This window comes from Acidovorax sp. GW823-FHT01C06, assembly GCF_058798375.1.
Genome location: NZ_JBXAKN010000006.1, coordinates 158,195 through 168,885, shown reverse-complemented (window position 1 = coordinate 168,885; position 10,691 = coordinate 158,195). Strand labels below are relative to the sequence as shown.

The window sequence follows — 10,691 nt, the reverse complement described above, 5'->3', positions numbered from 1 at the left end:
GCACGCACACATGTGTGCACTATCAAGTTAACAGAGTTTTTGCCATGCCCCGCTTTGCCTCGCCCGCCGCCCCCACCGCCGCACCGGGACGCCGCATCCAGACCCGGCGCTCGGGCGTCCATGGCAACGGCGTGTTCGCCGCCCAGGACATCGCCGAGGGCGAGGTGCTGGTGGAGTACACCGGCGAGGTCATCACCTGGCAGGAGGCGCAGGACCGCCACCCGCACGACCCCCTGCAGCCCAACCACACGTTCTACTTCCACGTGGATGAAGACCGCGTGATCGACGCAAAGTTCGGCGGCAATTCCTCGCGCTGGATCAACCACAGCTGCAACCCCAACTGCTACGCCGATGAACGGGACGGCCGCATTTTCATCACGGCGCTGCGCAATATCAAGGCGGGCGAAGAGCTGAACTACGACTACGGGCTGATCATCGAAGAGCGCTACACGCCCAAGCTGAAGGCGGAATACCCCTGCTGGTGCGGCAGCGACAACTGCCGCGGCACGCTGCTCGCGCCCAAGCGCGGCTGGGCGCCGCCGGTGCCGCGCAGCCCCGCCAAGGCGGCCACAAAGCCCGCCCTGCCCGCCAAACCGACCAAAACCGCCAAGGCCACCCAGCCAGTCCCAGGGAACCTCCAGCCCGGCGCCCGGAAAGGCCGCCGCCAGTGACCGCCGCCCCCATCCGCTGGCCCGCCGAGGCCGTGTGGGAGGCGGTGTCACCGCTGTTACCCGGTTTTACCGTCGAGGTGCTGCCCAGCATCGACTCGACCAACACCGAACTCATGCGCCGCGCCCGCGCCGGCCAGTGCGAGCCCACGCTGCTCGTGGCCGAGCAGCAGACCGCCGGTCGGGGCCGCATGGGGCGGGCGTGGCAGAGCGATGTGGGGTCTTCGCTGATGATGTCCCTGGGCCTGCCGCTCGCGCCGCGCGACTGGTCGGGGCTGTCGCTCGCCGTGGGCGTGAGCGTGGCCGAGAGCCTGCAGCCCGTGCTGCCGCCGCTGGGTGCGGGCCAGGCCGCCCGCGTGGGCCTGAAATGGCCCAACGACCTGTGGCTGGGCGGCGCGGGTGGCGACCGCAAGCTGGGCGGCATCCTGGTCGAGACGGCCAGTTTCGTGGCGCTCCAGGGGGCCGCGCCGTCCCCGCAGGGGCCAGCCGGCACGGCGCGCTACGTGGTCGTGGGCATCGGCATCAACGTGCTGCCGCGTGGCAGCGAAGGCATGAGCATGCCGCCGGGCAGCCTGCAGGACGTGGAGCCCGGCCTGGACGCACCCGCCGCCCTGCTGCGCATCGTGCCGCCGCTGATCGGCATGCTGCGCTCGTTCGAAGGCTACGGTTTTGGCCCCATGCAGCCACGTTTCGCGGCCCGCGACGTGCTGCAGGGCCGTGCCGTGGCCTTGAGCGACGGCACCGCGGGCACGGCCCACGGCGTGGGCGAGGACGGCGCGCTCCTGGTGCACACGGCCGGCGGCATGCAGGCGATCACCAGTTCCGAGATCAGCGTGCGGCCCAGCGCCGTGCAAGAGCTGGGGAGCCCCCCCTGAGCCGCGCCGCGCCTCTCCATCGGGGCGGAGGCCGCCCGTCGTGGCCTGGCGACGCCCGCTCCAGGGCGGCCCTGGCCCTGGGCGGGCCCGCCACGCGGGCGGGGACGAGGACGCGCAACCCCATGGACAACCGGCGGGAAAACAAGGAAGGGCCCCCATGCTGCGACTTGCCGTGATCGCGCTGCTGCTGGCCAACGCGGCCTACTACGCGTGGTCGCAAGGGCTGCTTCGGGACTGGGGCTTCGCCCCCGAGGAGCAGGCCGAGCCCCAGCGCATGGACCAGCAGATACGGCCCGAGACGCTGCAGATCCTGCGGGTGAACTCCGGCAAGGCTCCCGCCGCCGCGTCGCCCGCCGCCCCCAGCGCAGCGGCTGCGGCTTCCGCCGAGGCCCCCACCCCGCCCGACACCGGCGAATGCCTTCAGGCGGGCGTGTTCGACGAACGCCAGGCCGACGCCCTGCGCGCCGCCGCCGCCAACCTGCCCCAGGGCAGCTGGCTGCTCGAGCCCACGCCCGTGCCGGGCCGCTGGATGGTCTACATGGGCCGCTTCGAGGACCTGGAAACGCTGGACAGGAAACGGGCCGAACTGCGTGCCCGCAAGGTCGACCACGACCGCGCGGGCGGCACCCTGGAATTCGGCCTTTCGCTGGGCCGCTTCGCCTCGAAGGAGGCCGCCGAGCGCGAGCTGGCCACCCTGGGCGGCAAGGGCGTGCGCACGGCCCGCGTGGTGCAGGAGCGGCCGGACACGGCAGGTTTCACGCTGCGACTGCCCGCCGTGACCGAATCGCTGCGCCCCCAGCTGGACGCCCTGCGCACGGCGATGGCCGGCAAGACGATGCGCGCCTGCGGCTGAACCGTGGTGGCCGCGCTGGCGGTCGCGCCCGGCGTTCCGCGCCCCTCCTTCGATTCCGCCCCTCCTTTCGCGAGCCCCGCGCCATGACCGAAGAACTCTCCGCCATCCACTGCAACCGCCACGGCGAAGCCACCGCCACCTACGTCTGCGGGCACCTGTGCCGCCAGCCGGCGCAGCGCTGGTTCTGCGACATGCCGGCGCCGGACTGCCCCTTTCCCGACGCCTGGTGCGCCAGTTGCCAGGCAGCCCTGGAGCGGGAGGGCGGCGAGTGGAACGAGCGCAACGAGGACTGCCTGGACCTGCAGATCATCTGCCACCACTGCTACCAGGACTCCATGGCGCAGAGTGTCGGCGCCATGGCGGATGCTCCGCACGACGCCTGGGTGGACGCGGTCACCGAAAGCCACCAGGCCCTGGTGGGCAAGCAGGATGCCCTGGAGACGGACCACGGCATCTCGCGCTTCGAGCGCTGGGACTATGACCAGGTGCAGGGCACGCTCACCTTCTCGCACGCCGGCGTGCCGCGGCTGGTGGCGGACATTGAATTCATCGGATCGATTTCCCGGACCAGCGGCACCTGGCTGTGGGCCTGGGCCAATTTCCACAACGATCCCCAGGTGGTGGCCCGCATTCCCGCGGTGTGGGAGTGGGGCGACGAGCGCGGCTTTGCGCCCCTGACGGTGCCGCGCTGGGAAGCGGACGAGACCGACGGCTGGGAACTCGCGGGCGTGGCGGCGCAGGTGCTGTGCGCGCTGGGGGTGTACCGCGCGCCCACCCAGAATGGCTTTCTCTTCATGGCGCTGATGTCCCTTCGCGCGCTGCGTCCGCCGCATGCGCCTGCGGCATAGCCGTCACGCTGCGTCCTTGCCGAGCGTGATGCGCGCAAACCGGCTGACGCGCCGCATCTTCTCGACCTCCTTGCGGATCTGCGCGGCAAACTCGTCCGGCAGGCTGCCCGAGGCAAACAGCCCCTGCTCTCCCAGGCGCGCCAGCACCGCGGGCTCGCGCAACACCGTGGCCACCGCGTCGCGCAGCCGCCGCGCCGTGGCGGCCGGCGTGTGCGCAGGGGCCACCAGGCCGAACCAGGACGGGTCGTTGTTCGAGAACAGGCTGAGCTCGGCGTAGGTGGGCACCTCGGGCAGCAGGGCCAGGCGCCGGCTCCACGACACGGCCAGGGCCCGCAAACGGCCGGCCTGGATGTGCGGCAGCGACGACGCCACCTGGTCGAAGTACACCGGCACCCGGCCCGCCAGCACCTCGGCCAGTGCTGCGGTGGCGCCCGCCTGGGGCAGGTGGTCCATGCGCACATTGGCACTGCTCTTGAGCAGCTCGCCCCACATGTGGCCGATGGTGCCGTTGCCCGGCGAGGCATAGGCCAGCTGGCCCGGCCGCGCCTTCAGGTGCTGCATGAACTGCGCGAAATCGCGCACCGGCAGGCCGGGGTGCACCACCAGCACGCCCGGGGCCTTGACGATCTCGGTGACGGGGGTGAAGCCGTCCAGCGCGTTGTAGGGCAGGTGTTTGTAGACGGCTGGGTTCACGCCATGGGTGGACAGCGTGGCCACGCCCAGCGTGGCGCCGTCGGGCGCGGCGGCAGCGACCTCGGCCATGCAGGTGGCACCGGCCGCGCCGGGGCGGTTCTCCACGGCCACGGGTGCACCCAGCAACTGCGATAGCGGGCCGGCGAGGGCGCGCGCCGTGATGTCGGTGGCGCCGCCCGCGGCAAAGGGCACCAGCAGCCGCAGGGGCCGTGCGCTGCCCGTGGACACCGGGGCGGATTGCGCCTGGGCAGCACCTCCCAGGCAGGCAGCGGCGGTGGAGATCAGCAGCTTGCGCCGTTTCATCGTCGTCATCGTGGTCCTCTCCTCGCCTCGCGGCATGTGCGGCCCATTCTGGAGAGGCATGGCCGGGCTGGCTAACGACGTTTGGAACTCATCCCATTCCGGCGCGGAATGTGCCGCTGCGCGAAAGGCCGTGCGGCGGGGTGCACCCGGCCTGGCTCAGGACCCCGCCACCACATCCCGCGCCGCGAACCGCACGCTGAAACGCGCACCGGGCGGGTGGTGGCCAGGGCGCGCGTCTTCCAGCGTGACCTCGGCCCCGTGCTTGCGTGCGATCTCCAGCACGATGGGCAGGCCCAGGCCCGAGCCGTCGGCCTCGCTGCCCAGCGCCCGGTAAAAGGGCTGGAACACCAGCTCGCGCTCGGCCTCGGGCACGCCGGGGCCGGAGTCTTCCACCTGCAGCAGCAGCACGTGGCCGAAGGTATCGGCCAGCACGTGGGCCGTGACCACGCCGGGCTTGGCGGGGGTGGAAGGCGTGTAGTTGATGGCGTTGTCGAGCAGGTTGCGCACCAGTTCCTTGAGCAGCGTGGGGTTGCCGTCCAGCAGCACGCCGGGTGAGCCGGGCTCGGCGCCGTCGTAGCCCAGGTCGATGTGTTTTTCGAGCGCGCGCGGCACCGAGTCGCGCACCACCTCGATCACGAGGCGCGCCAGGTCGCAGGGCTGGCGCGCGATGCCCACGCCGCTGCCTTCCGCGCGCGCCAATGCGAGCAGCTGGTTCACGGTGTGCGTGGCGCGGATGCTGGAGCGGCCGATCTGCTGCAGCGAGCGCTTGAGCTCTTCGGTGCTGGTGCCTTCGCGCTGGGCCAGGTCGGCCTGCATGCGCAGGCCCGCCAGCGGGGTCTTGAGCTGGTGCGCCGCGTCGGCCAGGAAACGCTTTTGCGTAGCCAGCGAGTCGTTCAGGCGCGTGAGCAGGTCGTTCACCGACGAGACCAGCGGCGCGACCTCGAGCGGCACGGTGCGGTCGTCCAGCGGCGAGAGGTCGTCGGGGTTGCGCGCGCGGATGCGCTGCTCCAGCTGGTTCAGCGGCTGGATGCCGCGCGCGAGCGCCAGCCACACCAGCAGCACCGCCAGCGGCAGGATGACGAACTGCGGCAGCATCACGCCCTTGATGATCTCGGTGGCCAGCACGCTGCGCTTTTCGCGCGTCTCGGCCACCTGCACCAGCGCCACGGGCGTGCCCTCCAGCGGCAAGCGCACCCAGATGTAGGCCACGCGGATCTCGATGCCGCGCATCTCGGCGTCGCGCAGGCGCACCTCGCCGGACAGGGGCACCTCGTCGCTGGCGGGCTCGGGCAGTTCCCGTTCGCCGGAGAGGAATTCGCCCCCCGGGCCGATGACCTGGTAGTAGACGATGTCGGAGTCGTCCGCGCGCAGGATTTCGCTGGCCGGCTGGGGCAGGTTGAACTGCACCTTGCCGCCCACCACGGACACGAGCTGGGCCAGCGCATGGGCGTTGTACTCCAGCGCCCGGTCGAACGGCTTGTTGGCCAGACCCTGGGCCACGAGCCAGGTGAGCGCCAGGCTCACGGGCCACAGCAGCAGCAGCGGCGTGAGCATCCAGTCAAGGATCTCGCCGAAGAGGGAGCGCTGCTCTCGCTGGAAGATTTTCAAGGTTTCAAGCCCTTTGAGCCACTGGCGCCCGTCTAGAAAGCGCAAGCAGCTATCATTTCAGGAGCTACCCTGGAATCTTTTCGAGGCAATAGCCCAGGCCGCGCACGGTGGCGATGCGGATGGGCCCGCCCTCGATCTTCTTGCGCAGGCGGTGGATGTAGACCTCGATGGCGTTGTTGCTCACCTCCTCGCCCCATTCGCACAGGCGCTCCACCAGCTGCTCCTTGCTCACCAGGCGGCCCGCGCGCTGCAGCAGCACTTCCAGCAGGCCCAGTTCGCGGGCGGACAGCTCGATCATCTTGCCGTCGATGGTGGCCACGCGGCCGGCCTGGTCGTACACGAGCGGGCCGTGCTTGATGGCGCTGCTGGTGCCGCCCATGCCCCTGCGCGTGAGGGCCCGCACGCGCGCCTCCAGCTCCTGCAGGCTGAAAGGCTTGGCCATGTAGTCGTCGGCACCGAAGTCCAGGCCCTTGACGCGCTCTTCCACGCTGTCGGCCGCGGTGAGGATGAGCACGGGCAGCGCCGAGCCCCGGCTGCGCAGCTTCTTGAGCACCTCCAGCCCGTGCATCCGGGGCAGGCCCAGGTCCAGGATCAGCAGGTCGAACTCGTTGTTGGTCAGCAGGGCCGCGTCGGCCTCGCTGCCGCTGGCCACGTGGTCCACGACGGCGCCCGACGCCCGCAGCGTGCGCAGCAGGCCATCGGCCAGCACCTGGTCGTCTTCGGCAATGAGGATGCGCATGCGGTGTCTCCTTGAGGGTTGGCTGCGGTCTGGCGCCGCGCCTGCCCTCGATTCTAGGATGGCCCCGCCCCTGCGCGCCGCGTCAGCGCGGATCGTGTGCGAGCAGCAGGCGCACCAGTTTCTGCAGGTCTGCCTGCAGCCGGGCCATGCCCTCGGGGTGCTGGGCGAGCGTGCCCTCGTCCATGTAGAGCTTGCGGTTGATCTCGACCTGGATGCTGTGGCGGTGCTGCGCGGGGTTGCCGTAGCGGCGCACCAGCTCCACGCCCTTGTAGGGGTGGTTGTATTCCACGCTGTAGCCACAGCCGCGCAGGTGCTCGCACACCAACGCCGACAGCGCCGGGCTGGCGGTGGTGCCGTCGCGGTCGCCCACCACGAAGTCCGCGTGCTCCAGCCCCGGGAACTCGGTGGCGAAGCGCCCCGCCACGGCGGGCATGGAGTGGCAGTTGATGTGGATGCTGTAGCCGTGGCGCGCATGGGCGGCGTCGATGGCCTGGGCCACGGCCGCATGGTAGGGGCGCCAGCAGCGGTCGATGCGCGCGCGCACCTCGGTCACGGTGAGCTGGCGGCTGTAGATGGGCTCGCCCTCGTCGGTGAACTTCCAGATCAGGCCCTTGCCCAGGCGCACCTTGCTGAGCACCTGGGGGTCGGTGGAGATGGGGCCGGTCCACTCGCCGTCGAGCAGGGAGGTGTCGAGCTCGGTCGTGTCGCGGTTGGCATCGAGGTAGATGCGGGGAAAGTGGGCTTCGACCCAGGCCACGCCCAGCGCGGGGGCAAAGGCGTAGATCTTCTCGACGTGCGTGTCCTCGGCGCGGCGCAGCGTGGGCAGGTCGCAGGCCGAGCCGAAGTCGGCGGGGTATTGTGTGCCGCTGTGCGGCGAATCGAGCACCAGCGCCGTGGTGCCGGGCAGGTAGGTGAAGGCCGCAGGCGCCAGCGGGGTGCCGGGGGAACCGGTGGCACCGGGCTGGGCCTGCTGGAATCGTCGGTTGATCAGTTTCAAAGCGGCATGCATAGGCAGAGTGTGCGCAAAGTGGGGCGGCCGGCCTAGCCGCCCGGACCGGTTGGAGACCATGGTTATCCCTGAGACGGACTCCTCCAGCTGTGGCCGCCGGGCCCAGGGGCCCGGTATCGAAGAAAATGGGGCTCCCCCTGGCCGCCGGCCCGCCACCGCCCGTGGGGTGGATCGCGCGAGGCGCCTCAGCGGGGGCCCATGTCAATCCAGCGCCACCTTCGCAAAGGCCGCCACCCGTTTCATCTTGTCGATCTCGCGGGCGATCTGCGCCGTGAAGTCCCGGGACGTGGTGCCCGACGGGTACAGCCCCTGCCCCGCCAGGCGCTCGCGCACGGCGGGCTCCTTGAGCGCCTGGGCCACGGCCTGCTGGATGCGGTCCACCGCGGCCGCGGGCGTGCCCGCGGGAGCCACCAGGCCGAACCAGGACGGGTCGTTGTTGTTGGCGAAACCCAGCTGTGCGTAGGTGGGGACATCGGGCAGCACGTCAAGCCGCTCGGGCCAGGACACCGCCAGCGCCCTGAGCTTGCCGGACTTGATGTGCGGCAGCGAGGAAGCCACCTGATCGAAGTACACCGCCACCTGGCCGGCCAGCACGTCGTTGACGGCCGGGCCCGCACCGCGGTAGGGAATGTGCACCATGGCCGTGCCGGTGCTGCTCTTGAACAGCTCGCCCCACATGTGGCCGATGGTGCCGTTGCCGGGCGTGGCATACGAAACCTTGCCGGGATGGGCCTTCAGGTACTTCACGAGGTCGGCAAAGTCCTTGACGGGCAGCACGGCCGGGTTCACCACCACGACGCCGGGGGCCTTCACCATCTCGGTCACGCCCACGAAGTCCTTGATGGGGTCGTAGGGCAGCTTGCTGTAGACGGCGGGGTTCACGCCATGCGTGGACAGCGTGGCCACGCCCAGCGTGAGGCCGTCGGCCGGAGCGCGCGCGGCTTCGGCCATGCCGATGGAGCCCCCCGCGCCGCCGCGGTTTTCCAGCACCACGGGCTGCTTGAGGATGCGGGCCAGCGACTCCTGCAGGCTGCGCACGGTCATGTCCGTGGCGCCTCCGGGCGGAAAGGGCACGATGATGCGCAGGGGCTTGCCTTCTTGCGCCAGAGTTATTCCAGGAACGAAAGATACTGTGGCCAGGGCTGAGAGCAGATGACGGCGTTGCATGGGACATTTCTCCTATGGGGTAGGTTGAGATTAATGGAATCCACGAGCCCTACCAAGCAATGGATATGCCTGATAACATTCCCATATGGAATGATTTGATAACTTACGATGTCTTCCCTGCGCCGCCTTTCACCCCCCTTGCACCTGCTGCGGGCGTTTTCCACCGTCACGCGCTTCGGCAGCGTCTCGCGGGCCGCCGAGGCCCTGCACCTCACGCAGAGCGCGGTGAGCAAGCAGGTGAAGGAACTGGAGGCCTGGGTGGGCGTGCCGCTGTTCGAGCGCAGCCGCAAGCGCCTGGCGCTGACCCCCGCGGGCGAGCGCTACGAGAAGGCCGTGCGCGCCGTGCTGGCGCAGCTGGAGGCCGCCACCCTGGAGCTGATCACCAGCGATGACGGCGGCGGCGCGCTGCACCTGTCGAGCCTGCCCACCTTCGCCGCCAAGTGGCTCATTCCGCGCCTGCCGCAGTTCCAGCAGCAGCACCCGCAGGTCACGCTGCACTTCGTGCCGTACGTGCACAGCTACAACTTCGAACGGCCCGAGCTCGACTGCGCCATCCTGTTCGGCGATGGCCACTGGCCGGGCGCCCACGCCCACTACATCACGGGCAACGACGTGGCCCTGATCGCCCCGCGCGCCAAGGTGGCGGACTGGCCCATCCACACCCCGCTCGACGTGGCGCGCTACGCGCTGCTGCGCCATGTGACCGTGCCCGAGGCCTGGCTGCGCTGGAGCGAGACGCACGGGGTACAGGGCCAGCTCGACCCGCTGGCCGGCCCGCAGTTCGACCAGTTCCAGACCATGATCCGCGCGGTGATGGCCGGCATGGGCCTGGCCCTGGTGCCGCGCTGCCTGGTGCAGGACGAGATCACCGCCGGCCTGGTGCGCGAGCCGCTGGCCGCCGCCGTCCAGCGCGGGGGCTACCAGAGCGAGGTGGGCTACTGGCTCTGCTACCCCGAAGGCCGCACGCAGCTGCATGCGCTGCAGTGCTTCCGGCAGTGGTTGCTGGCGTGCGCGGAGCCCGCAGGCGCGGCGCCCCCGCCCACGGGCGCCGCGGCTGGCACCGGGCCGGCGCCCTGAGGGCCCGCCCCCCCCGGGCCAGGCTCCCGGCCCTGTCGTCAACCCTTGTTGACGATACGAGTTCCGTCAACTACAGTTGACGAATGCCGAGCCCACCGCCCCTGCTGCTGCCCCCGCACGACGACCCCGAAGCCGCGCTGGCCGCCGTGGTGGCCTTGCGCCTGATGGCCGACCGGCTGGAGGCGGCGGCCGTGGCCACCGCCCTGGAGCGGGGGTGGTCGTGGGCGCAGATTGCCCAGGCCCTGGGCGTCAGCAAGCAGGCGGCGCACAAGCGGCTCTCTCCCCAGGCCACGCGCCCCGCCCACCCTGGATGATGGAAGGACTCCTACCCATGCTGCAACACATCCGCCAGCGCCTGAACGACATGCGCACCCTGCACCGGCTGTGCACGCGCGCCGAGCACCACGCCCGCGCCCGGGGCCAGCCGCAACCGGGCGTGGAGCACTTCCTGCTGGCCGCCATCGAGCTGCCCGACGGCTCCGCGCGCCGCGCTTTCGCGCGCGTTGGCGCGAACCCGGACGCCCTGCCCGCCGCGATCGAACAGCAGTACCGCGATGCGCTGGCGCAGATCGGCATTGATGCCGAAATGCCGCCCGCCGCACCCTGTGCGCCGCAGGCCGGGATCTACCGCGCGCAGCCCTCCGGCGAGGGCCTCATCCAGGCACTGGCGGAGGCCCGCAAGGGCCAGCCCGGCCCCTTGCTGGGTGCGCACGTGGTGGCGCTCATCGCGGCCACGCCGCAGGGCGTGGCGGCGCGGGCATTGCGCGCGCTGCGGCTGGACCCCCACGCGCTGAGCCACGCCGCGCGGCAGGAGAGCGCCCCGCGCGCCTGAAGGCCAGGCCCACACCCCG

The 10,691-nt window shown here is 70.9% G+C and carries 12 protein-coding genes; 7 read left to right on the top strand and 5 right to left on the bottom strand.

Going from position 1 to position 10,691, the window contains the following annotated elements; translation table 11 throughout:
- Positions 1–44 precede the first annotated feature (44 nt).
- From AC1RCS_RS14500 to AC1RCS_RS14485, 4 genes are all read left to right on the top strand, one after another.
- The gene (locus AC1RCS_RS14500) at positions 45–671 is read left to right on the top strand and encodes an SET domain-containing protein (RefSeq protein WP_218297185.1); all 627 of its coding nucleotides are present in this window, start codon (positions 45–47) and stop codon (positions 669–671) included.
- The gene (locus AC1RCS_RS14495) at positions 668–1,543 is read left to right on the top strand and encodes a biotin--[acetyl-CoA-carboxylase] ligase (protein ID WP_218339462.1); all 876 of its coding nucleotides are present in this window, start codon (positions 668–670) and stop codon (positions 1,541–1,543) included. Before AC1RCS_RS14500 ends, AC1RCS_RS14495 begins: the two co-directional genes overlap by 4 nt.
- Before the next feature lie 157 nt (positions 1,544–1,700).
- Positions 1,701–2,396 (top strand): SPOR domain-containing protein, encoded by a 696-nt coding sequence (locus AC1RCS_RS14490; RefSeq protein WP_492245193.1) that lies wholly within the window; start codon positions 1,701–1,703, stop codon positions 2,394–2,396.
- 83 nt (positions 2,397–2,479) lie between these two features.
- A complete protein-coding gene (locus tag AC1RCS_RS14485) occupies positions 2,480–3,244 on the top strand; it encodes a DUF6882 domain-containing protein (protein WP_492245192.1) in 765 nt (254 codons plus the stop codon).
- A 3-nt stretch (positions 3,245–3,247) separates the two neighbouring features.
- On the opposite strand, the gene AC1RCS_RS14480 is transcribed toward AC1RCS_RS14485, so the two are convergent.
- From AC1RCS_RS14480 to AC1RCS_RS14460, 5 genes are all read right to left on the bottom strand, one after another.
- Positions 3,248–4,240: a tripartite tricarboxylate transporter substrate-binding protein gene (locus AC1RCS_RS14480; protein ID WP_218339509.1), complete on the bottom strand. Its 993-nt coding sequence runs from the start codon at positions 4,238–4,240 to the stop codon at positions 3,248–3,250.
- A gap of 156 nt (positions 4,241–4,396) precedes the next feature.
- The gene (locus AC1RCS_RS14475) at positions 4,397–5,848 is read right to left on the bottom strand and encodes a sensor histidine kinase (RefSeq protein WP_218297181.1); all 1,452 of its coding nucleotides are present in this window, start codon (positions 5,846–5,848) and stop codon (positions 4,397–4,399) included.
- Between the two features lie 64 nt (positions 5,849–5,912).
- Positions 5,913–6,587, bottom strand: a complete 675-nt coding sequence (locus tag AC1RCS_RS14470) for a response regulator (protein ID WP_218297180.1) — start codon at positions 6,585–6,587, stop codon at positions 5,913–5,915.
- A gap of 82 nt (positions 6,588–6,669) precedes the next feature.
- A complete protein-coding gene (locus tag AC1RCS_RS14465) occupies positions 6,670–7,596 on the bottom strand; it encodes an N-formylglutamate amidohydrolase (protein WP_492245191.1) in 927 nt (308 codons plus the stop codon).
- A gap of 201 nt (positions 7,597–7,797) precedes the next feature.
- Positions 7,798–8,763, bottom strand: coding sequence for a tripartite tricarboxylate transporter substrate binding protein BugE (locus AC1RCS_RS14460; RefSeq protein ID WP_218297178.1), 966 nt, complete (start codon positions 8,761–8,763; stop codon positions 7,798–7,800).
- A 108-nt stretch (positions 8,764–8,871) separates the two neighbouring features.
- Between AC1RCS_RS14460 and AC1RCS_RS14455 the strand changes: the two genes are divergently transcribed.
- The 3 genes from AC1RCS_RS14455 to AC1RCS_RS14445 all read left to right on the top strand — a co-directional run bounded on the left by AC1RCS_RS14455 (position 8,872) and on the right by AC1RCS_RS14445 (position 10,672).
- Positions 8,872–9,840 (top strand): LysR substrate-binding domain-containing protein, encoded by a 969-nt coding sequence (locus AC1RCS_RS14455; RefSeq protein WP_492245190.1) that lies wholly within the window; start codon positions 8,872–8,874, stop codon positions 9,838–9,840.
- 83 nt (positions 9,841–9,923) lie between these two features.
- Entirely contained in the window at positions 9,924–10,154 is a 231-nt protein-coding gene (locus AC1RCS_RS14450) for a helix-turn-helix domain-containing protein (protein WP_492245189.1), read from the top strand.
- 17 nt (positions 10,155–10,171) lie between these two features.
- A complete protein-coding gene (locus AC1RCS_RS14445; RefSeq protein WP_492245188.1) occupies positions 10,172–10,672 on the top strand; it encodes a Clp protease N-terminal domain-containing protein in 501 nt (166 codons plus the stop codon).
- Positions 10,673–10,691: the final 19 nt, after the last annotated feature.

Coding starts and splice junctions, on each gene's coding strand:
- AC1RCS_RS14500 (WP_218297185.1), top strand. CDS start 45: ATGCCCCGCTTTGCCTCGCCCGCCGCCCCCACCGCCGCACCGGGACGC.
- AC1RCS_RS14490 (WP_492245193.1), top strand. CDS start 1,701: ATGCTGCGACTTGCCGTGATCGCGCTGCTGCTGGCCAACGCGGCCTAC.
- AC1RCS_RS14485 (WP_492245192.1), top strand. CDS start 2,480: ATGACCGAAGAACTCTCCGCCATCCACTGCAACCGCCACGGCGAAGCC.
- AC1RCS_RS14480 (WP_218339509.1), bottom strand. CDS start 4,240: ATGAAACGGCGCAAGCTGCTGATCTCCACCGCCGCTGCCTGCCTGGGA.
- AC1RCS_RS14470 (WP_218297180.1), bottom strand. CDS start 6,587: ATGCGCATCCTCATTGCCGAAGACGACCAGGTGCTGGCCGATGGCCTG.
- AC1RCS_RS14465 (WP_492245191.1), bottom strand. CDS start 7,596: ATGCATGCCGCTTTGAAACTGATCAACCGACGATTCCAGCAGGCCCAG.
- AC1RCS_RS14460 (WP_218297178.1), bottom strand. CDS start 8,763: ATGCAACGCCGTCATCTGCTCTCAGCCCTGGCCACAGTATCTTTCGTT.
- AC1RCS_RS14455 (WP_492245190.1), top strand. CDS start 8,872: ATGTCTTCCCTGCGCCGCCTTTCACCCCCCTTGCACCTGCTGCGGGCG.
- AC1RCS_RS14450 (WP_492245189.1), top strand. CDS start 9,924: ATGCCGAGCCCACCGCCCCTGCTGCTGCCCCCGCACGACGACCCCGAA.
- AC1RCS_RS14445 (WP_492245188.1), top strand. CDS start 10,172: ATGCTGCAACACATCCGCCAGCGCCTGAACGACATGCGCACCCTGCAC.